15 protein-coding genes are annotated in these 23,382 nt (G+C 45.6%); 14 read left to right on the top strand and 1 reads right to left on the bottom strand.

The features are described from left to right. Nucleotides 1–79 precede the first annotated feature (79 nt). The 13 genes from NST40_RS21210 (at nucleotide 80) to mglC (ending at nucleotide 19,403) form a co-directional block, all read left to right on the top strand. Complete coding sequence (locus NST40_RS21210; RefSeq protein ID WP_342409986.1) at nucleotides 80–739, top strand: GerMN domain-containing protein; 660 nt, start codon at nucleotides 80–82, stop codon at nucleotides 737–739. A gap of 86 nt (nucleotides 740–825) precedes the next feature. Then, nucleotides 826–3,558, top strand: a complete 2,733-nt coding sequence (locus NST40_RS21205) for an S-layer homology domain-containing protein (RefSeq protein WP_081398209.1) — start codon at nucleotides 826–828, stop codon at nucleotides 3,556–3,558. Nucleotides 3,559–3,871: 313 nt separating this feature from the next. Continuing rightward, nucleotides 3,872–4,552 (top strand): endonuclease III, encoded by a 681-nt coding sequence (gene nth / locus NST40_RS21200; RefSeq protein WP_036676333.1) that lies wholly within the window; start codon nucleotides 3,872–3,874, stop codon nucleotides 4,550–4,552. A 32-nt stretch (nucleotides 4,553–4,584) separates the two neighbouring features. Continuing rightward, entirely contained in the window at nucleotides 4,585–4,851 is a 267-nt protein-coding gene (locus tag NST40_RS21195) for a hypothetical protein (RefSeq protein ID WP_036676334.1), read from the top strand. A 344-nt stretch (nucleotides 4,852–5,195) separates the two neighbouring features. Beyond that, nucleotides 5,196–8,882 carry a dynamin family protein gene (locus tag NST40_RS21190; RefSeq protein ID WP_256718984.1) on the top strand — a complete coding sequence of 1,229 codons (3,687 nt, stop codon included), beginning with the start codon at nucleotides 5,196–5,198 and terminating at the stop codon, nucleotides 8,880–8,882. 149 nt (nucleotides 8,883–9,031) lie between these two features. Then, nucleotides 9,032–10,222: a formate-dependent phosphoribosylglycinamide formyltransferase gene (gene purT / locus NST40_RS21185; RefSeq protein WP_076192169.1), complete on the top strand. Its 1,191-nt coding sequence runs from the start codon at nucleotides 9,032–9,034 to the stop codon at nucleotides 10,220–10,222. Next, nucleotides 10,212–10,676, top strand: coding sequence for a GNAT family N-acetyltransferase (locus NST40_RS21180; protein WP_232061416.1), 465 nt, complete (start codon nucleotides 10,212–10,214; stop codon nucleotides 10,674–10,676). The genes purT and NST40_RS21180 overlap by 11 nt, the downstream gene beginning before the upstream one ends. 195 nt (nucleotides 10,677–10,871) lie before the next feature. Beyond that, the gene (locus tag NST40_RS21175) at nucleotides 10,872–12,524 is read left to right on the top strand and encodes a response regulator (RefSeq protein ID WP_342409985.1); all 1,653 of its coding nucleotides are present in this window, start codon (nucleotides 10,872–10,874) and stop codon (nucleotides 12,522–12,524) included. 2 nt (nucleotides 12,525–12,526) lie between these two features. After that, entirely contained in the window at nucleotides 12,527–14,356 is a 1,830-nt protein-coding gene (locus NST40_RS21170) for a sensor histidine kinase (protein WP_081387484.1), read from the top strand. After that, nucleotides 14,353–15,375, top strand: coding sequence for a substrate-binding domain-containing protein (locus NST40_RS21165; protein ID WP_036685687.1), 1,023 nt, complete (start codon nucleotides 14,353–14,355; stop codon nucleotides 15,373–15,375). Before NST40_RS21170 ends, NST40_RS21165 begins: the two co-directional genes overlap by 4 nt. 198 nt (nucleotides 15,376–15,573) lie before the next feature. Further along, nucleotides 15,574–16,644 carry a galactose ABC transporter substrate-binding protein gene (locus NST40_RS21160; RefSeq protein ID WP_143761904.1) on the top strand — a complete coding sequence of 357 codons (1,071 nt, stop codon included), beginning with the start codon at nucleotides 15,574–15,576 and terminating at the stop codon, nucleotides 16,642–16,644. Nucleotides 16,645–16,790: 146 nt separating this feature from the next. Further along, nucleotides 16,791–18,302, top strand: a complete 1,512-nt coding sequence (locus NST40_RS21155; protein WP_076276724.1) for a sugar ABC transporter ATP-binding protein — start codon at nucleotides 16,791–16,793, stop codon at nucleotides 18,300–18,302. Between the two features lie 93 nt (nucleotides 18,303–18,395). Further along, a complete protein-coding gene (mglC, locus tag NST40_RS21150; RefSeq protein ID WP_076127586.1) occupies nucleotides 18,396–19,403 on the top strand; it encodes a galactose/methyl galactoside ABC transporter permease MglC in 1,008 nt (335 codons plus the stop codon). A gap of 335 nt (nucleotides 19,404–19,738) precedes the next feature. On the opposite strand, the gene NST40_RS21145 is transcribed toward mglC, so the two are convergent. Continuing rightward, the gene (locus NST40_RS21145; RefSeq protein ID WP_339244194.1) at nucleotides 19,739–19,984 is read right to left on the bottom strand and encodes a hypothetical protein; all 246 of its coding nucleotides are present in this window, start codon (nucleotides 19,982–19,984) and stop codon (nucleotides 19,739–19,741) included. 1,132 nt (nucleotides 19,985–21,116) lie between these two features. Here NST40_RS21145 and NST40_RS21140 point away from each other — a divergent pair. After that, nucleotides 21,117–23,081, top strand: a complete 1,965-nt coding sequence (locus tag NST40_RS21140; protein WP_076276726.1) for a WG repeat-containing protein — start codon at nucleotides 21,117–21,119, stop codon at nucleotides 23,079–23,081. The last annotated feature ends 301 nt before the right edge of the window (nucleotides 23,082–23,382 follow it).

Raw genomic sequence — 23,382 nt, 5'->3', positions numbered from 1 at the left:
CTGCTTTTATCTATAAAAAGGCAAGAAGTGGTTTTGCGGTACCTGTCTGCCCGTATTCATCTAGAGGAGGCGTTTATTAATGTTTAAACAAAAATGGACGATGGTTGGGGTTGCTGCGCTGCTTCTGCTAGTGATTGCTGGCTGTGGAGATAAGCCTACTGCAGCTCCTGCTAATGGAGTGGAGCAAGATACTACAAACGTTGTAAGTGGTGCGGGAGAAAGTACCCCAGCTCCGTCTGATGATCAGGAAACCGAAGTGGCTAGCACTCCGCAACCGACAGCAGATAATACTAATGCAGAAACTCAACCGTCTTCGAAGCCGGTAGAAAATGAGACACAAAAGCAAAGACAGAGTATTGAAGTTTATTACACAGATTCGCAAATTATGGACTTAGTGCCTGCTAAAACAACGATTAACTACTCTGATGATGTGGAGAAATATACAGAGACGTTCAAAGCACTGCAAAGTAGTGAGAATACAGATCTTGTACCTTTATGGGGCAAAATTGAACTGAAATCATTGAAGTTTGTAGAGGGTCAAATCGTAATGGATATCCATAAACCAGATGAAGCTCAACTTGGTGCGGGCGGAGAATCCTTTGCCATTACTTCACTTGCCAAAACTTATTTTCAATTTGCGGAAGTAAAAAGTATCGAAGTTTTAGTTGATGGTGAAAAGGTAGAAAGTCTAATGGGCCATGTAGACCTGCTGCATCCTATGACTAGAGATAATTTCTAATTGGTTATTTAACAAAGGAATTAGGCATCTAGTTGACGAATTTTAAACATACTATTTATTTGAGTCATAGAGAGGGGAATAATCTATTGTCCGCGCAAAAAAGGTCAAAACGTCCATTGAAGGCTTATTCTAATAAAGCAGTGTCGGCTGTTATGGCTGGTGTTATGGTTTTTGGTGGTGCAAGTGCAGTGTTTGCTGACACAGCTGCCACTACACCGACATCAACCACTACACAATCTGTAGGGATTTTTAGCGATGTGAAGACAGGCTTCTGGGCTGAAAAACATATTTACAAACTCGCTTCACAAGGGATCGTGGTTGGAAATAATGGATTGTTCCGTCCGGGAGATTCTGTAACTCAGCAGGAAGCGGTGCTTATGGCCCTGCGGTTTATGAAGCAGCAGGATAAAGTGGATGCTTCTTCAACGGTTGCATTGCCTACCGATTTTAAGGTTACGAATTATTATAAGGATTATGTTGTGTTGGCTTTTCAACAAGGATTACTTGATAAAGCGACCGAAATGGCTCCAGATAATCTGAAGACTTCTTGGGGAGAACGTAAAGCATCCCGAGAATGGATTGCGGAGCTGTTAATCCGCTCCCTTGGAAAAAACGCAGATGCAGCAGGGGCCGCTAGTGAGCCGACTGGCTTTGCAGATGATGCCAAAGTGTCTGCAAACAAACGTGGTTACATCAACATTGCCGTTGATTTAGGCCTAGCCAACGGACTTGATGGCAATCGTTTTGATCCGCAAGGAGCTGTAACTCGTGCGCAATTGGCGACTTTTTTCAGTCGTGCCGCAGCTCACAATACGGTTGAATACGACAACACGTTATCGGGAACGATCAGTCAATTAGCAGATGGGAAACTATCCGTCTATAACAACGGAAAGACTTCTACATATACCTTGGGAGCAAGCACCGCTTATTTCACAAGTGCTTCTGAAAGCAGAATCAATCTAAGTGATGTTCAACCCTACACTAAAGTTACCGTAATTGGAGCGACTTATAACGTGGCTTATGTTGAAGTGACTGACCCTACACAACAAGTAGAGAATCTTTCAGGAAACTTTGCCATGGTAGCTCCAGGTAATAAGCTTTGGTTAAAGTCACCAACAGGGTTTACTGAATATTACTACGACGAGACTACTTCCTTTGTGGATGTAAATGGAGCTAGAATTGAACCTGCTTCGCTGGTAGCAGATAGCGTAGTTTCATTGCAACGTGAAACGTACAGTGGTTCGCACAAAGTAGTGAGGGTTCAAGTGACTTCAGGGGTTGTTAACAAAACAACAACAGGCACCATTCAAAGTGTAGATCTTACGGGCAAAAGAATTACTTTCAAAAATACCGCGGGTATAGTAGAGACTTTTAAATGGGAAGATGGGACTTCTTTATTCAGCTCTCAAACATCAGTGTTACAACCTGCTGATCTGAAGACAGGGAATGCTGTCAAATATACGATTCAAGATAATGTGATCCGCACTGTAGAAGTAACAGAAGGTGTTGAACGGACAGTTGAGGGGGTACTTACCGAGCTGACTAGCTCCACAGTTGTTTACAAAAAAGCGGACGGAAATCGTGAGGTTAAACTGCTTGGTACTAAACCGACAATTGTTATTCCGAACATGAGTGGGCCTGTACCTGATGATCTAATTGCTGATACAGTAGGCGGTGACAAGATTCAGCTTACCTTAAACAGCAGCGATCAAGTGACCAAAATTGAAGTGTTAAGCCGTCAAATTGATCAGTATAGCGGAGCAGCTGTTATAGATTATAATTCTAAAACACAATTGTTGACGGTTATGGATACTAGCAATAAGGCTCATATAGTACAGTTGGATGAAAAAACTAAGTTATCCTACGATGGTGTACTTCCTAACTTAACTAGTATTGGTGCAAGACTCACCGAGAACCGTAAAGTGAACATTAAAGCAATCGGACAACGAGCATTGTCTCTAGAAGTTGTTACAAAGTATGAAGGAACGGTTACGGCTGTCAATGTAGCTGCTAGAACTATAGTTCTGAAGCTTAATGACGGACAGAGTGTGACGCTTCCAACTCCACAGCTCATTGATATTTTTGGTAAAACGAACGCAACCGTAACAGATATTCCAGTTGGAAGTTATGTGACAGCTTCTTTAACAGCTAATCAGGATTTAATCGTAGTTTTGAAAGTAAAGACCGTTCTTCAGGTTGAAGCGGCAACTGTAAATTCTGGAACTAACCGATTGAGCATCAAATGGAATGGTGGAACCAGCGAGATCAATACTTATGCTATCCCGATGACCAATGAAGCTGGTGAAAGCATTAAACTAACAGCTTTAAAAGCGGGTGATTATCTTAACGTGACCTTCGATGGAAGCACACCACTGGCTATTCAAGCAGTGAAGCTTACAACAGGCCAGATAAGTTCTGTAGATGCCGCTGGGAATACCTTGGTTGTGAAAGATTATTCTGGAGCAGCACAGACCTTAGCGGTGAGCGGAGGGGTAAAAATCATTCGTGATGGCTCGACAACGACGGCTCTTAGCAGCTTGACTACAGGTGACCGAGTGGAGATTCGTAAGGATACGGATGGAGTAATTATCGTTCGTGTAATGTCTCAGCTTAGTAGAACCTTCTCACGCTATGAAAGTGCAACTAACTTATTGTCGACTAAGAGAGCTAATCTAAATGATAAATATCAATTCTTTGTTCCTACTAATGTATATATTCATCAGGGAGATTCGACTTTATCCGTGCAATCTTTGAAAGAAAATGATAATATTATAATGTATTTCAATAATGATATTTTGGTTGAAATTGTGAAACAATAGTTGCAATGGTGGATTTCTGAGTGAATCACCGTCTTGACACAGGGGGCTTTACCTGCGTCAAGACGTTTTTTTTGAAATATAAGAAAGTATAAGTATTGCTCCTATACTGTATGTCTTATATTTCTCGCTTAAACGCTTACTGTTCTTATTAGGACACTCAAGGCGTTAATACTTGAAATATAATGCCAGTATCGTATGTGTTGAAATGTATGAATCCATACGTTATAATACATACTTTGCTTATATTTCTAACATTTGAGGTGAGACGCTCGATAGAATTTTCTGAGCGTTTTTGCTCCGTGGAGGGGACACTATGAAAGCTGCAGACGTCCGCCACATTTTGGATACGATTGGAGATTTGTTTCCGGATGCGCATTGCGAGCTGAATCACAGTAATGCTTTTGAATTAACAATAGCGGTGCTGCTGTCAGCCCAATGCACGGATGCAACGGTGAACAAAGTGACCGAGGACCTGTTCCAAAAGTACAAAGCCCCCATCGATTATATTTCTGTGCCGCTGGAGGAATTGGAGGGGGATATCCGGCGCATCGGCTTATATCGTAACAAAGCTAAGCATATCCAAAGCCTGTGCTCTATACTCATAGAACAGTATGGCGGAGAAGTGCCTGAGGCACATGACTTGCTTGTAACGTTGCCAGGAGTAGGTCGTAAAACTGCTAACGTAGTAGTATCCAACGCATTTGGAGTTCCTGCCATTGCTGTGGACACTCATGTGGAGCGGGTTGCTAAACGACTTGCATTGGCAGGCTGGAAAGATTCTGTGCTGGAAGTGGAGAAAAAGCTGATGAAGGCTGTGCCACGTGATGAATGGACCCTCACGCATCACCGGCTAATCTTTTTCGGACGATATCACTGTAAGGCTCAGAATCCAAAATGTCAGGTTTGTCCGCTCCTTGATGTATGTCGAGAGGGCAAAAAACGTATGAAAACGGCTGTCGTCAGGAAAGCTAAAGATCATACGCCAAAAAGTTAAAAGTTAGAGTTGAAGAAGAGGATGGGATAGAGATGAAATGCATTTCTGTATACACAGATAATTTTGAGGTATTCTCGGATATTTTTGACCGCGTAGTGGAAAGCCCGCTGGAAGAAAATGAAGAGCAAGAAGTAGAGGGCATTACGATCAGTCATTCCGGTGATGTGCCTGAGCACTATCTGGAGCGTATGTCTGTAAAACCAGAGGTTGTCGTAATGAGAGACAAATCTCGTGGATTGACTATTCTGCAGCACGGAAAAGTTTTTGAAATTCTGTTGCCTGTTTTGGAAACTGCATAATTGAGAAGTGACCTGAAATGGAGTCGGCCCTTGGGGCTGGCTCCTTTTTTTATTGAATATCCTTATATTTCTACGAGAAACGACGGTTGGCTTTACAGGACGACAACCTCGCTTCTTTTTTGGTATCATTTCGTAGGAGATGATAGGTTATTTTGTAAGTAGTGTGTATTTAATTTGTGTCAAACTGGTGATAAACTGTAATTATTATTTATAAAAAATGTTCCGCGCTAAAGTTCAGAAATTGCACCTATATAAGTTTTGCATAAAAAAGAGCTTAAATCAGTATTCATGAATGGATTAAGATCAGTGCATGATTAGAAGGTAACTGTGGAGGTGGAATGTCTGTGGGAGCGGAACAGGTTAGAATTCAGAGAGAAACATTAAGTGAAACAGCATCGCAGCTTTCCCGGCTGAAAGATTTAATGCGCCACTGGGGCGATGAGAGTGCTGAACGAATATATGAAGATTTACAAAATAAAGAGGGTGGGAATGAACTGACCCTTGCTTTTTGTGGGCATTTCTCGGCAGGGAAATCCAGCATGATTAATCTTTTATGCGGCAGCTCAGTGTTGCCTTCCGGACCTGTGCCGACTAGTGCCAATATTGTTTCTATTCGTAGCGGGGCTCCACGAGTGCTTATCTATCCAAGGGTGGAGGGAAGTGAAAATGAATCTACCCCTGTAGAGACAACACCAGAAAGATTACAGGAATATTGTCGAAATGGCGGAGAATATTCCGCGATTGAAGTCTGGAATGAGATTCCTCTTCTAGGGAAGCATGGTGTTCTATTGGATACGCCTGGCGTAGATTCGACGGATGATGGCCACCAGGCCGCCACTCGTTCCGCGCTGCATTTAGCTGATGTCGTCTTTTATGTTATGGATTATAACCATGTACAGTCAGAGAATAATTTGGCTTTTGCCAAAAATCTTAGTGACTGGGGCAAACCGCTCTATCTTATTGTTAATCAGATAGACAAGCATAGAGAACAAGAAATTTCCATTGAAGAATATAAACGCCAGCTTGAAAATGCTTTCGAGCAGTGGGGGATTCATTGTGCGGGGATTCTGTTTACCTCACTCAAAATGAAAGAGCACCCGCTGAATCATTGGGATAATCTGCTGAACCTTATAACAGAGCTGTTGGAGCACAGGGAACAATTGCTTCAATATAGCTTGTCACGTTCCATTCATCATACAGCAGATTCTTCGCTAACCGCGTTCCGTGAAGACCAGCAGGAGGAACGGGAAACTTTTTTAGCTGAGCTAGAGGGTGCAGAGGTTACAGTTGTGATGGAAGAGCTGAAATCGCTGGAAGAAGAGAAGGCACTGCTTGAGGAGCTGCCTCAGCAATCACGAGCTAGCCTGCGAAGTGATCTTGATGCCTTACTCAATAATGCTAACTTAATGCCTGCGGATGTTAGAGAGGCGGCAGGGAGCTATGTGGAGAGTGTCAGCCCAGGCTTCCGCTTAGGTTTGTTCTCTACAGCCGGACGGCGGGAGAAGGAACAAGGCAAACGACTGGATGCCTGGCAAGGATTACTGGTCCGAGAGGTTTCCGCTCAGCTGGAATGGCATCTGATTCAGCTGGTACGTCAATGGGCGGAGAATCTCGGACTGTGGGCAGAGGAGGCAGAGACGACTCTGAAGCAAGGGTTCCCGGCGGTGAGCCAAGAATGGCTGGCGGCTGCAGTTAAGCCGGGAACGGGGAATAGCGGCGAGGCGCTGCTCAATTTCTGCCGCACACTTGCGGCAGATCTGAAGAGCCAATTCCGCCGCGCTGCGCTGTTAGTTGGCGATGAGCTGCTGGCGAAGCTGCCATCGCTTATCGAGGAGCAGCGCGCGGAACTCCAGCGCCGCGAACAGGCCCTTACCCGGCAGGCGCGCGCTGCCCGCGCGCTAGCCGCCCTGGACCGCGCGGCTGACGCCCGCGCGCACGAGCTAGCGGCGCTGCTGCCGCCGCGCCGGACCCTTACCCCCGGCATCCTGCCGGAGGTGAGGGTCACCCCGCTTGCGGCTGCGCAGAGCGCCGCACCGCGGGCGACCCAGCCGCGCGAACGCGCCGCGGCTGGAAGTGCCGCCGCCGCAAGCTGGGCGGCGGGAACGGCTTCGCCGGCGGGCGGACGCCGCCGGCTCTCGGCAGCCGCTGACGCGCTGGCGGCTGCGGCAGAGCTGCTGCGCCGCGAGCCAGCGATGGCATCGGCGGCGCGCAGTCTGGCCGCACGGGCGGAGGATCTCGCCGGCGGCCGCTTTACCCTTGCGCTGTTCGGTGCGTTCAGCGCAGGCAAATCTTCCTTCGCCAACGCTTTGCTCGGCGAAGAAGTGCTGCCCGTGTCGCCACACCCTGCCACGGCCGCAGTTAACCGCATATTGGCGCCGGAAGGAGACTTCCGCCATGCCAGCGCGGTTGTAACGATGAAGAGCATGGCGGATTTCTGGGATGACATCTGCCATTCCTTCAGCGTGCTGCAGCTTGGAGAGCCGCAACAGGATACGTGGACAGCAGTACTTGCGAGCCTGCCAACACGGGGAATTCACCCCTCTGCGCTGCCGCATGCAGGATTTCTAAGAGCCGCAGCATCCGGTTGGGCTGAAGCTGAGCCGCTATTAGGAACGGTGCGGACGGTTGATTTGGATGAATATCGAAACCTAGTTGCGGAAGAGACCCGGGCTTGCTTCGTGCAAGGGATTGACCTATATTATGCCTGTCCTTTGACGGAGAGCGGGATTGTGCTCGTAGATACACCAGGAGCAGATTCACTGCATGCACGCCACACTGGCGTAACCTTTAGTTACATGAAAAATGCGGATGCGATCTGTTTTGTGACCTATTATAACCACGCCTTTTCGAAGGCGGATCGCGGCCTCTTGGCCCAGCTGGGCCGCATTAAAGACAGCTTTGCTCTCGATAAAATGTTCTTTATTATCAATGCTTCTGATCTCGCTTCAAGCGAAGAAGAACTAGATGAGGTTAAAGCACATGTCGTTCAAAATCTGCGTGCCGGAGGTTTGCGGTCTCCGAGAATCTATGCTTTGTCCAGCTTGCTTGCTCTAGAAGCTAAAACTCAACATAATCACGATCTTTATGAAACCTCCCGCTTCAATGAATTTGAGCAAGCATTATCCAGCTTTGCTGGTGATGAGCTTCCTCAGCTTTCACTTAACGCAGCTGCTGAGAGCATCGCATCGGTTCGGCGCCGGGCTGAGGAATGGCAGAATCTGGCTTCCAAGGCGGCGAGCGAGCGTGAAGCCGGGTTAAAAGAACTGCAGGAACGGCGGCAGTTCGCCATGAAGCGGTTATCTCTTTTGGAGACTGAGGAACGTCCTAGCAGAGATCTTATTCATGAAAGTGAAGAACTGATCTATCATGTGTGCCAGCGGATTAGCTTCTCCTTCAACAGAAATTTTCAGGAATCTTTTCATCCCTCCTTACTGCGTGAGGATGCAGGGAATTTAAAAGCCATTTTCTCTGCCTGTGGTGCCGAACTAATGCGTACTACTCAGCGCGAGCTTGAGCAAGAGCTATGGGCAACAACGCTGCGGCTAGAGAGCACGGGACGCAGGCTTGTACATGAAGCTGCTGAAGCGGCAGCTACAGAGCTACTCTTTTCCACGGAGGAATTTCATCTTATGGAGAATGAGGAGCAGGCTTGGCCATCTCCTAAGGATCTGGAATGCCAGCTTCAGCCTGTGCAGTGGTCCGCTTTATGGGGCCATTTCAAATCCCCGCGTTATTTCTTTGAGGGAACTGGGCGGGAATTAGTCAAAGGTGCGGCAGAGCCGCTTTTGAAAGAAGCGGTTAATCTTGCAGCGGCAGTGCAGAAGGAAAAATTAATTGCTCATTACGTCGAGAATATCAGCAGAGAATTAAAATCTGCTGCCGAAAGCCTGCAAGAAGGGCTTGCGGAGCAAGAGAAAGCGATGTTAGATCTCCTTAAAGGGGGTGAGACTGCAGATCATTGGGGCCAAATAAGCCACCAATTATCACGTCTAGAACAAACTTTCGTTGATAAAGTCGACAAAGTTCTGTGAAGTTTGTAGGAAAATGTCGAAGAACACTTGCAATCTGGCGTATGATGGATGAAAATAAAGAAGCCTGAAAATATACAATGAAACTGTTACGTTTTCTGAAATTCATAAAAACGAGACAGTCAATTTGCCGAAAGAGGTTGGAATCGACAATGTGGGGAGCTCCTTTTTCAGCTCAAAGCCGCAAGCTGTTGCTGCTGGGCAGCGGGGAACTGGGTAAGGAAGTCATAATTGAAGCTCAACGCCTTGGCGTAGAGACCGTAGCTGTAGACCGTTATACCGATGCACCGGCGATGGGTGTAGCTCATCGTTCACATGTAATTGATATGCTGGATGCAGAGGCGCTGAAAGCGCTGATTCGCTCTGAGAAACCGGATGTCATTGTTCCGGAGATTGAGGCAATTGCCACTCATGCTCTTCAAGAGCTTGAAGAAGAAGGCTTTTTCGTTGTTCCGACGGCGCGGGCGGCTCGGCTGACCATGGACAGAGAAGGGATTCGTCGTCTTGCGGCTGAAGACCTTGGACTGCCAACTGCTGATTACCGTTTTGCGGATAGTCTGGAAGAGCTGCAACAAGCTATAGCCGAGTTAGGCACTCCTTGTGTCATTAAGCCGATTATGAGTTCTTCTGGCAAGGGTCAGAGCGTATGCAAAAGACCTGAAGATGCAGAAAACTGCTGGAACACTGCTTTGGATGGAGCGAGAGCTAAAGGGACACGGGTTATCGTGGAGGCTTTTGTTACTTTTGAGAGCGAGATTACTCTTTTGACGGTGCGATCTGTGTCTGGTACGGTATTTTGTCCACCTATTGGACATATTCAGAAGGATGGAGATTACGTGGAATCCTGGCAGCCTCACTTTATGAAGCCAGAGCTGCTTGAAGAAGCGCAATCTATTGCAAAAGCAGTAACGGATCAGCTCGGAGGTTTCGGTATTTTTGGAGTGGAACTTTTTTTGACAGATCGAGGCGTATTGTTCAGTGAAGTGTCACCTAGACCCCATGATACGGGGATGGTCACGATGGCGACGCAGGATTTATCTCAATTTGCAGTGCATGTCAGAGCTATTCTTGGTTTTCCTGTCCAGTCAGTACAATTGCTGACACCTGGTGCCTCAGCTACGCTGAAGGCTGATGGAGAAGGACGAGCCTTTGCTGTGACCGGAATTGGTGAAGCTTTGGAACTGCCTAGGACTCAGGTTCGCGTATTTGGTAAACCGGAAGTTCGTCCTGGTCGGCGGATGGCAGTAGCGTTAAGTGCGGCGGAAGATGTGGAAATCGCGCGGACGATAGCCAAGCAGGCGGCGTCTATGCTAAAAGTGGAGGTATATGAGGATGAACAGTAGTACCATGGCACCTGTACTGGAAATTCGCAAATGCGGCTTGAATGATCTGGAGAGAGTTACAGCGCTTCTGCGGGAATTCGGCTATCCAACAACGCTAAGCGTGATGAAAGAGAGACTGGAAAGCATGGAGAACAGCAATCTCCAATGCACACTTGTAGCAGAGCTGAACAATGAAGTTGTGGGTATGATCGGCCTTAGACAGGTAAGCTCGTATTACAAACAGACAGATTGTATCACTGAGATTACTGCACTTATCGTATCAGAAGAACTCAGAGGAAACGGACTCGGTAAAAGACTTGTGGCCGCAGCAGAAGAATGGGCACGTGAGCAAGGTTGCTGCCAGCTTTTCCTTAGAAGTGGCAACCGCGTAGAACGCGCACCGGCACATGCTTTTTATCGTCATATCGGTTTCGAAAAGACAGCAGGCTATCGCTTTAACAAAGCGTTGCTATAATACTTATAGGTTACCGATCATCCCCATCCCAGCTACGGCGGGATGGTTTTTTTTTTGCTCTGGAACTCTTTTTTTATATGTATTTAATATATTAATACCTAAAACTATTTAAATAACTTAACCATAGATGGATTGGTTTGAATCATATACAATAAAATTTATGACATCTAAAACGTTTCCAAAGAGGGATGAGACATGTATAAGCTAGTTCTTGCTGAAGATGAAGAAGACGTTAGGGAAGGCGTTATCGGGCAGATTGACTGGGAGCGTTACGGATTTGAGATTGTCGAGCAGGCGGAGAATGGACGGGAAGCTGCGGATGCCATAGACCGTTTGCTGCCGGATGTGGTAGTTACCGATATCCAAATGCCTTTTATGAATGGACTTCAGCTGGCTGAATGGATTCGTAGTCATCATCCTAACACTAAGATTATCATTTTGACTGGGTATGATGAATTTGAATATGCTCAGAAGGCGATAAAATTGCAAATTGATGAGTATATTTTGAAACCGTTCTCTTCACAGGAATTAATTGAAGTATTGCTTAAGGTTAGAGCCACTATCGAGGCTGAAATTGCAGAAAAAGAAAATGTATTTGTACTCAGTGAGCATTACCGGAAAAGTCTGCCAGTGTTAAGGGAGCAATTTTTATCGTCCCTTATTTCGCGTAGACTGCGTACGGATGAAATTGCTGAGAAAAGCTCTGAATATGGCATAAAATTAACGGGACGGTGGTTTCAGGCTTCGGTAATTAGTGTGGATTATATTCGTCCTGAGCGGGAATCTGCTGGGGTTACAACAGGCAGGCAAATTTCTTTACGAGACACTGGTGAAAAGAATTTACAGTTATTCGCTGTGCTGAATATTGCTGAAGAAATATGCTCGAAGCATGGTTTTGGAAGGGTGTTTATTCATCGTGATGAGGTCGTATTGCTCACAATCCATGAAGAAGGGGAAGAAACTGATATCACTGGAAAGACATTTGAGCTTCTTGAAGAAATCCGCCAGAACGTACAGCGTTTTCTGAAGCTGACGGTCACGGCAGGCTCCGGAACGGTCTGTTCATCGCCTGCTTTGTTATTTAATTCTTTTGGGGATGCCTTGCAGGCATTAGATTATCGGCTTATTCTCGGCAATAACCGGGTGATCTGGATTGAGGACGTTGAGTCACGTTCCAGCACACTGCTAACCTATGATGAACTAACCCAGCAATCCTTAATCCGGACGATTAAACTAGGTACGGTGCAAGAACTAAAAGAGGTTGTTGAGGATTTATTTGCCGGTCTTGACGCAGAGCAGGTGTCTACACAGGATTATCAGATTTTTTTGCTGGAGATTTTTACATCTATCCTGCGAGTGGCTAAAGAATCCGGCAGTGAGGCTGCAAAGTATATTGGTTCTGGCATTTCGTCGCTAACTGCCATCAATAAATTTAATAGTATGGCCGAAGCCAAGCAATGGATTATTGCAGTCTGTAGCGGTTTAATGGATACGATTGCATTAGAACGTCAATCCTCCTATAAGCTGCTTATTGATGAAGCTAAAGAATATATACGCAGCCACTATGTTGAATCTGATATTTCCATCGGCAAGGTTTGTCAGCATTTACATATAAGTACCGGCTATTTTAGCAGTATTTTTAAGAAGGAAATGAAAATGACGTTCGTTAGTTATCTTTTGCAAATTAGGTTAGAAGCAGCCAAGGAACTTTTACGATCCACGGAGCTGAAGGCCTTTGAAATTGCAGAAAAAATAGGTTTTGCCGATCCTAACTATTTCAGCTTTTGTTTCCGCAAAAAATATGGTCAATCTCCTAAAGAGTATAAAAACAGCTCCAGAGGAGGGTAAAGATGCTGAAGGATAAACCTTATTCCTTTCCTCTAAGACCGCAGCATCCCAAAGGCGGAAAACGTCGGTTGTCCTCCAAGCTCCGAAGCATTCAAGTTACGATTACACTCACTTTTACATCTGTTGCCGTGCTGGTAGCTGTCGTTGTCAGCCTTATGCTGTACAACAAGTTTGCCAAGACCGCAGAAGAGAATGCCAATATGAATATGCAGCAGATCATTGAGCAAGTGAATTACAATCTGGGTCTTTATGTTAAGGGAATGCGCAATATTTTTGAGACAGCGGAGGAGCAGATTACGAATAGCCCTTCCGTGGATTCCGCTTTATTGACGGAAAGAATGGCTATGCTAATGGGGAGCAGAGAGGATCTGGTCTCGGCGGCTGTTTTTACACCACAGGGGAAATATGTCGTGGGTACACCCGGTCAGAAGCTGCGCAGCAACACACAGCTGGAGACTCAGAGCTGGTTTACGACGGCGCAAAGAACATCAGAGCTCTCCTATTCCGCACCTCATATTCAGAATTTGTTCAAAGGTCAATATATCTGGGTCGTGTCTATCAGCAAATTAATTCAATATAAGGAGAACGGAGTCTTAAAAACCGGCATCCTGCTGATGGATTTTAACTTTCGAACCATTGATGAGCTGAGCAAGCAGGTTAAGCTTGGCAAAAGAGGATACGCTTACATCCTCGATCAGCTAGGAAATATTGTGTACCATCCCCAGCAGCAGCTGATTTACGCTGGCTTAAAATATGAGAATGTGGAGCCAGTACTGGAATATGCTTTTCGTAGCTATTTGGATGAGTCTACGGGTGAAAAACGGTTTATCACCGTAAGAACACTGGAACAGACAGGCTGGAAGATCGTGGGCGTGGCTTATTACGATGAGATTGTAACCACCAAACGTGATCTAAACACTTTTTTATCCTGGTTTTTAGCGGTAGTCATTTTATGCGTAATTATTGTATCCGTCTTTTTGTCTGCACGTATTGCCCGCCCTATCCGCAAGCTGGAACGGACGCTTCAGCAGGTGGGCGAAGGGGATCTCAACACCCGAATAGATGTCAGTGGGGCGTATGAGGTGGAACAGCTGTCCAAACGGTTTAACCTTATGCTGCAACGTATCCGTCAACTGATGGATCAGATTATTTATGAACAGGAAACCAAACGTAAAGGTGAGCTTGAAGTACTGCAATCCCAGATCAATCCGCACTTTCTGTACAATACCTTGAATTCTGTGATCCGGCTCGCTGAACGCGGCAAGACTGAGGAGGTAGTCACGATGATTCAGTCCTTATCGAAGTTTTTCCGGATCAGCCTTAGTAAAGGGAATAATATGATTACCGTGCAGGAAGAGCTTGATCATGTTCGTCATTACCTTGTGATTCAGAGCTTTCGGTTCAAAAATAAGTTCCGCTACGAGATTGAGGCTCAGGATGAAGTGCTGCAGTGTCAGACGATTAAGCTAATTTTACAACCTATTGTGGAGAATGCCCTGTATCACGGGATTGAAATGATGCCTGATGAAGGTTTTATTTCGATCCAAGCGGAGCTGAAGGATGATCTTGTCGTCATTCGCATTCGTGATAATGGACTGGGTATGTCCGAGGAGACTATGAAGGTTCTTTTGACTGGCGGCAGTAAGAGTATGCATGGCTCCGGGGTAGGCGTTAGAAATGTAAACGAGCGTATTGAGCTGTATTATGGGCGTGATTATGGTCTTTCTTTTGAAAGTGAAATTGAAGAAGGCACTACGGTTACTCTTATCTTCCCGGCACTCGCAGCAGGCGAGGGCAATCCTGGACATGAGGAGGATGAGACATCGGTATGAGAATCGTTCGTTTTTGGCTAACCCTGCTGGTATGTGTGGTGTTATGGACAACCATCACGTCTTGTTTCAATTCGGCACCTAATTATATCAACACGAACAAAACCCGCAATATTCATCTTATTGTAAAAATGAACAAAGGCGACTATTGGAATACAGTTAGATTGGGTGCAGAAGCCGCGGCACAGGAATTTAATGTGAAACTAACGTTCAAAGCTCCGAATGCTGAGAGTGATATTGCGGAACAGGTCAGAATGGTTGAGGACTCCATTAAAGAAAAAGCGGATGTTATTATTTTAGCTGCCAGTAGCTATATGGGACTTGCACAAGTGGTTGATCGGGCGGCATATTCCAAGATTCCCGTATTGTCTGTGGATGCAGAAGTCGGTTCGGCCAGAGTAAGAGCCTATGTGGGTTCAAACGGCTATGAAGCGGGACAAAAGTCTGCAGAAAGACTCATTCAGCTGCTAAATGGATACGGGGAGGTCGGCATCATTAACTTCACAAATTCATCTTTGGGGGCGGAGCAGGAGTCTTCAAACGGCATTGAATATGGTGCTAGGGACGCGGAGGAGCGGGAAAAGGGATTTTTAAATTACGCTGCCCGATATCCGAACATACAGGTAGTAGAGATTTCTTATACCACTTCGAGTATTAGTGATGCTGAAGAACTGACACGGTTAATGCTGCTGAAACATCCAAATCTTCGCGGGATCGCCAGCTTGAATGAGACAGCTTCACAAGGGGCGGCAAAAGCTATCCAGAGCCGAGGGCTGCATAATATTAAAATGGTTGCTTTCGACAGCTCCCCGTCAATGATGGAGTTGCTGCAGGAGGGTACGGTTCAAGCGACCGTAATCCAAAATCCTTTTAGTAACGGGTATTTAGCCGTAAAACATGCCGTTGAGGTAATCGAAGGAATGGATGTTCCTGAACGTGTCGATACGGGTACTAAACTCATTGATTTGGACAATATGCTGTGGCCTGAGAATCAGAAATTGTTATTTCCCTTCGTCAGATAGTGGACGGTTTATTTTTGAAAAGACGAATGCCATCCTTAAAATGGGAGGTATTCGTTTTTTGGGTTCAGTAGAATTTTTATAAAAGTGAGTAGGATTTTATATTCGAAACCGTTTTCACCTAAGGCATAATATGGATGTGCCCGAGAGAATTCAGGGTTAAACCAAAAAAAAGAAGTATAAACAGGAGGTCAATGAATAATGAAAAAAATCACTTCCGTTCTTTTAGCAAGCGCAATACTGGGTGCCGCCCTGGCAGGCTGTGGCAATAGCAACAATAATGCAGACAATGGTAAAGCTACCAACGCACCAAAAACTGAAAATGCGGGCTCTTCCACTGAAACGCCAAAAGTAGGGGTTGCCATTTACAAATTTGACGATACCTTCATGACAGGTGTTCGTAACGCAATCGACACTGCTGCCAAAGGCATTGCTACTGTAGATATCGTAGATAGCCAAAATTCCCAACCCACACAAAATGACAAAGTTGACTTGTTCATCACCAAAAAATATAAAGGCATGCTGATCAATCCGGTTGACCGTACTGCGGCTGGCGTTATTATCGAAAAAGCAAAAGCGGCAAATATTCCGGTGGTCTTCCTGAACCGCGAGCCGCTGCCAGAAGATATGAAGAAATGGGATAAGGTTTATTATGTAGGCGCTAAGGCAGAAGAATCCGGAACTATGTCCGGTCAACTGATCGTGGATTACTGGAAGGCACATCCTGAAGCGGATAAAAACGGCGATGGTGTCCTCCAATACGTAATGCTAAAAGGCGAACCGGGGCACCAAGACGCTGAGCTTCGTACTACTTACTCCATCCAAGCAATTGAAGATGCCGGCATCAAGGTAGAAAAGCTGGCTGAAGATACTGCGATGTGGGACCGCGTAAAAGGGCAAGAAAAAATGGCAGCGTTCCTTGGCTCCCATGGCGACAAAATTGAAGCTGTGCTTGCGAACAATGACGATATGGCTCTCGGTGCCATCGAAGCTCTGAAAGCTTCAGGTTACTTCACGGGTGATAAATTCATGCCGGTAGTAGGTGTAGATGCTACTGCTCCTGCGATTCAAGCGCTACAAGATGGAACGATGCTTGGTACCGTGCTGAATGATGCGAACAACCAAGGTAAAGCTGCGATCACAGTTGCTGCTCTGCTTGCTAAAGGAGAAACACCTACAAAAGATAACGTAGGCTTTGATATCACAGACAACCAATACGTGTGGATTTCCTATAAAAAGATCACCAAAGACAATATCGATGACGCCAAATAATAACGCTCTAATCTAGATGGAATTCATGATCATATGGCAGCAACGGGGAGCGGATATTCGCTCCTCGGATTTCTTTCAGGCAGGGAACAGGATGAAACCGCTGTGCCTCTCATGAAAAAAGAAAAAAGCGTAGGGGGCGTAACAACATGAAAAAAGCTGAGTTTTTGCTAGAAATGAATGACATTACTAAAGAATTCCCCGGCGTCAAAGCGCTGGATGCAGTTAGTTTAAAGGTCAGACCAGGTTCGGTGCATGCCCTTATGGGCGAGAATGGTGCGGGTAAGTCCACTTTAATGAAATGTCTCTTTGGTATTTATTCACCGGATGCCGGTGAGATTTTTTTGGAGGGTGAGAAGACCTCTATCGGAAGCTCAAATGACGCTTTAAAAAATGGGATCTCCATGATTCACCAGGAGCTGCATCCCGTGCCGTTCCGAAGTGTGATGGAGAATATCTGGTTAGGACGTTTCCCAACCAAAGGGATTGGACCTTTTCAGTTTATTGACCATAAGAAAATGTACACTGACACGGAGAATTTGTTTAAAGATCTGGATATCGATCTGAATCCCGAGACATTAGTGGGAAAGCTCTCTGTATCCAAAATCCAATCCATTGAAATTGCGAAGGCTGTCTCTTTTCACTCCCGCGTTATTGTAATGGATGAACCTACTTCCTCCCTGACCAGTGTGGAGGTGGAGCATTTATTTCGAATCATACGGGACCTTAGGAGTAGAGGCGTGGCTATTATTTATATATCTCACAAAATGGAAGAGATTCTCGAAATTTCTGATGAGGTTACCATTATGCGGGACGGTAAAAAAATCGGAACCTGGCCAGCGGCGGAATTGACTACAGATCTTATCATTTCCAAAATGGTCGGCCGTGACTTGACCAATCGATTCCCAGAACGTTTTAACGTGCCTGGCGAAGTATATATGAAGGTGGAAGGATTAACCTCCCCTGAAGAAAGATCGTTTAAAGATGTTTCTTTTGAATTAAGACGAGGTGAGGTTTTAGGGATTGGTGGTCTGGTAGGCGCTCAGAGAACAGAGGTTATTGAAGCATTATTTGGCCTGAGGGCTATCAAATCGGGGACGATTTCTATCGATGGTAAGCGCATTCATATCCAATCTCCCAAGGATGCTAAGAAACACGGAATGGCTTTGCTTACGGAGGAACGGCGTGTCACCGGTATTTTTCCAGTCTTGTCTGTTCATGAAAATGGCGCAATCGCTAATCTGCATCGATACCAGAAACTACTACTTCTACTAGATGGAAAAAAGAAAAAAGAAGAAGTCGATAAAATGATTGAAAAATTACGGACCAAAACTCCAACAACCAAAACGCTGATCATGAATCTTTCTGGTGGGAATCAGCAAAAAGTGCTGCTCGCCAGATGGCTTTTAACCGAGCCCGAAATCCTGCTTCTGGACGAGCCGACTCGCGGTATCGACGTAGGGGCTAAATTCGAGATTTATTCGATTATTGCCGACTTGGCGCAGCAAGGGAAAAGCATCATTATGATCTCCTCAGAAATGCCGGAGCTGCTCGGAATGTCTGACCGTGTAATGGTCATGTCGGAGGGTAGGCTTACCGGAATACTAGAAGGCGAGCAAGCTACGGAAACCGAAGTTATGCGGCTCGCTGCACAGCATTAGGATAGGATTTCAATGATAGTTTTGCTGGGCGAAACTAGATTTGGTTTACGAAGAGAAGTACTCTTCGCGTAACTTTAAGGAGGAACACTACTAATGAACGCTAAAAGAGCCCAATCTTTTATTACTCAAAATGCTATTTATATTGTCTTGGTAATTCTAATTATGGGTATTGCCTTATATGAGCCGGCCTTTATCTCTGTAAATACTTTACGGGACATTCTAATTCAGTCGTCAACACGGATTATCATCGCGCTTGGTGTTGCCTTCATCCTTATCACAGCTGGGACGGACTTGTCTGCTGGACGTGTGGTTGGTTTTACAGCGGTAATCTCTGCATCGATGTTGCAAATTCCGGATTATTCCCGGCGCTTTTTTCCTGATCTGCCGCAGGTGCAAGTGTGGCTTCCGATCCTTATAGCTATTATCGCTGGCCTTCTCTGCGGACTCGTCAATGGTATTGTCGTCTCCAAGCTGAACGTCCCGCCGTTTATCGCAACACTGGGTACGATGGTTATCGTCTACGGCTTGAATTCCTTGTACTTTGACATGGACCCCAACCAATCACAGCCAATTGGCGGTCTGCGTCCAGATTTCACTACAATCGGTTCCGGGTTTATCGGCAAGGGGCAATATTCAATCCCGTATATCGTGCTGATAGCCTTGGGTGTCGCCGCCATCGTATGGGTGGTGTTCAATAAAACCAAGCTGGGCAAGAACATGTACGCTATCGGCGGTAACATGCAGGCAGCTAAAGTATCTGGCATCGATGTTTCCAAGAACTTGATCTACATCTATGCGATTGCTGGAGCCCTTTATGGTTTGGCGGGTGTGCTGGAGGCTGCCAGAACAGGTGGCGCAACCAATAACTATGGTAACATGTATGAGCTTGATGCGATTGCTGCTTGCGTCGTGGGCGGGGTGTCCACAACCGGTGGTATCGGAACAGTGCCAGGTGTTCTGGTCGGTGTTATTATCTTTACCTTAATCAACTACGGCCTGACCTTTATCGGCATCAGCCCTTACTATCAGTTGATTATCAAAGGTCTGATCATCATCGCCGCGGTCGCGTTTGATATGCGGAAGTATTCTTCGAAGAAGTAGCTGTGTGGGGGATGTGTGGTGATTATAGCGTTTGCTATTTATGGCAAACGCTTTTTGGTTTGTTCATTTCGCTTGCGGATATAAGCAACTCGTAAGAATCAGTTCATAAGATACAATTCATATGAACCTATTTAAAGTACAAATTCATAAGTGCCAATTCATATGATGCAAATTAAAAGTACCGATTTATAAGAAGCAATTCATAAGTACCAATTCACAAGTACTGAACGTCGCCCCCTTGCTCCTCGCATAGGAAAACTACGCACGAGCACGAAAACTACCCACAAAAACTAACCACAAAAACTATGTATGAAAAACTACCCACAAAAACTAGTTTAATTAGTTAGGGATAAACCAATTTCGCTCCCACTAGTACCATTGGGACCAGCATCAAGTACAGCAATAATATCAACTACGCCAATAATATCAACTACACCAATAATGCCACTGTCAGCACTGCTAACTACAGCGCTGCTAACTAATGCACCACTAACTACGGTACTGCCAACCACAACACTGTCAACCACAACACTGTCAACCAAAACACGACTAACTACAGTACTAACAACTAAACACAACACCAAAACTACCCACTAAAATGCCACCACGACCAAATAGTGTCACCACCACTAACACACAGATCTTCAATGGCTACTACCAACATGAAACAAACATACCACTAAAACTACCCGCCAAAATGCCACCACGACTAAACAGCGCCAGCAACACTAACATCAACATTACTTACCACCACCAACTTCAATCAACATTGCCACCCCTGCTCCATCAAATCTAATATTCCACCAATAGGACTTACTCCACCCGATAGTTGCACCATAACCGCCACGGTACTACTACAGCATCATTACCATCACCAATTATTATCATCAACACAAACACGGTTATCACAATCCTCTCAACATTAACAGCATGAACACGGCAATCACCGCCACAAATCAATATCAGCAGCAATAACACTACCATCGCCATCAGGAGCACCACGAAAACACATCATATTCATCATAGCTCACCAACAATATCAACAAACTAATTTTAGTAACAGAACAGAAGCACCATGAGGCGAAAGAACGGTATAAATCCCGTAGAATTGGCTGAAACGAGCTACGTGAGGTGAAAGAACGGTATAAATCCCGTAGAATTGGCTGAAACGAGCTACTTGAGGAGAAAGAACGGTATAAATCCCGTAGAATTGGCTGAAACGAGCTACGTGGGGCGAAAGAACGGTATAAATCCCGTAGAATTGGCTGAAACGAGCTACGTGAGGTGAAAGAACGGTATAAATCCCGTAGAATTGGCTGAAACGAGCTACGTGGGGCGAAAGAACGGTATAAATCCCGTAGAATTGGCTGAAACGAGCTACGTGGGGCGAAAGAACGGTATAAATCCCGTAGAATTGGCTGAAACGAGCTACGTGGGGCGAAAGAACGGTATAAATCCCGTAGAATTGGCTGAAACGAGCTACGTGGGGCGAAAGAACGGTATAAATCCCGTAGAATTGGCTGAAACGAGCTAACGTGAAATTATGAGAGGCAAAAATGCCCTAGAATACGCCGAAACGAGCGACGGAGGAGGAAAGAGAGACATTAATGCCCTAGAATACGCCTCCCCCTAACCCCAAAGATCAAAAAGCACATAAACCAACGTTCTCCCATATTCTATAGGCAAATGCCTTTGTTAAAGGGGAGCGACTGGATGTTAAGGATTAGGTTGAATGAGCTGGGGAAAGGGAATGACAATGGTCTGATACAGGCGGATGTATGGAAATGGGATGGCATTGGCTGGAACGAATATATTACTCAGCAGGATGAGGATTTCATACGCACGGAAGAGGAGTTGTTCGTCACGATTCCGGCAGAAGCGGGATTATATCGTGTAGATTACTCTAATAAGCCTTTTGAGGCGCCATACTTATTGCCGGAGTGGGTGGGGGACAATCTGCGGACCACGGGTCTGCATCCGGCGCCGTTTAATCTCAAAGAGGGCACACTTTGGGGATATATTAATGACGAGGGCCGTGTTCAGATTGAACCCCGGTACGAATATGCTGAGGATTTTCAGAAGAATGGTCTTGCCGTAGTTCAGCGAAAAAATAGCAGCGGGCTCATTGACAGCACTGGAAGAGAACGAGTGAAGCCGATCTATTCATTTATTGCGCCTTTTTCGGAAGAGCGCGCGGTCGTGTCGGATGCTAAGGGGTACACTTTTATTGATGAAAAAGGCAAAGAAGTGACGTCCGCCCGGTATGATTATTTGAACTCATTACATGAGGGGCGAGCACTATTTTCAAAACAAAATACGACCGGCGGCCAATCGCTATATGGATATGTGGACGCGCAAGGCAAAGAGGTGCTGCCCGCGATTTATGTAGATGCCAATGATTTTATGAACGGCATGGCTTTGGTTAAAATCAAAGAAGGAGAGTATGCGCTCATCGATCCGGATGGGAACATTCTGCATACGTATAACCATCCTTTCGTTGGAAGTCCGGGAGAAGGTTTACTAGCCTTTCAAGCGACTGAAAACGGTAAATATGGCTATTTAAATACGGATGGTTCTGTAGCCATTCAACCGCAATTCACCTCTGCGTTACCTTTTTCAGAAGGACGTGCGGTGGTGAATACCGCTGAGAATTATGGCAACGCCTACGGGCTGATTGATAAACAAGGAAAAATGATCATCCCGGCAAAATATTATGAAGTATTGCAGCTAGGTGAAGGCAGAGTAGCCATAGGAACGCCTGTATTCCCCAGCCAGCCTTATCGCGGATCACGTTACGTAATTGCAGATGCGGAAACGGGAGCGGTCCTGAGCAATCACACCCTGCTTGGCGTGAACAATTATCAGGAAGGCTTGGCGTCTGTATTTGATGCTAAAGATACTTATTTTATCGATAGAAGTGGAAAAAAGGCAGCCCAGCCCCCAGTTATTCCAGGGGCAGGAACACTCACCCTTAGCGGACGTTTGATAAGAGCAGATGTAGATCAACGCACATCTTATTATGATCGGCAGGGAAAGCAGGTTTGGCGCCAAAATGGAGTCATTCCGCTGAGACCTCCCTATTCCGTAGTGGAGAAGAAATACAAACCGAACAGGGATTATCTGGTGTATTATCCGGTCGTTGAGGGGATTGCAAGTGCGGAAGTTTCGCGAGAGGTTAACGATAAGCTGCGCAAGCTATCCCTTGCTGAAGACGTTGGGAGTGGAGGGATTTCCCAGGACTTTAGTTATAATGGTGATTTTTCAGTCTCTTTCTTCCGTAAAAACCTGCTGGTGCTGGAGCTGACCGGTTATCGTTTTCCTTTTGGAGCAGCACATGGAATGCCTACCAAAATCTATCCGCATATTAATTTGCGCAGCGGCAGGTTCTATAAGCTGGGGGACTTGTTCAAGCCAGGCAGCAGATATGTGGAGAAGCTCAGTAAAATTGTGGGTAAACAGATCGAGAACGATCCACAATATTCATATGTTTTTCCGGATACGTATAAAGGAATTACCTCGGATCAGCCCTTCTTTGTAGATAATGAAGCGTTGTATCTATATTTCGCACCTTATGAGATCGCTCCGTATTCTGCAGGTTTTCCAACCTTCCGGATTCCTTATGCGGAAATCATGGGATTGATCTCTACGGAGGGCGAGTTCTGGCAATCGTTCCATTAATCGTCAGGTATCCATAGGTTTGCTGAAGTTGCCGTCCTTTCGGGGAGGGCGACTTTTTTTGCTTTTTCTCGCTTTTTCTCGCGAATAACAGGTAAAATGGTATTTTTAGGCAGGAAAACAGCGGAAGAAAGCGAATGTATCTAGGAATCGGAAATCTTACAGTCAAGACTATTATATGTAAAAAATTAGAAGCGCACATTTGAGAGATTTATGCTACAATGACTGAGGAACAAATTACAACTTTGTAACATTTGTAGATGGTCACTCTAGGCAGAAGCATATATTACACGCAAGAAAAAAG

The organism is Paenibacillus sp. FSL R10-2778, from assembly GCF_038593035.1.
Classification (GTDB): domain Bacteria; phylum Bacillota; class Bacilli; order Paenibacillales; family Paenibacillaceae; genus Paenibacillus_AQ; species Paenibacillus_AQ odorifer.
This window is presented reverse-complemented; position numbering and strand designations above follow the sequence as displayed.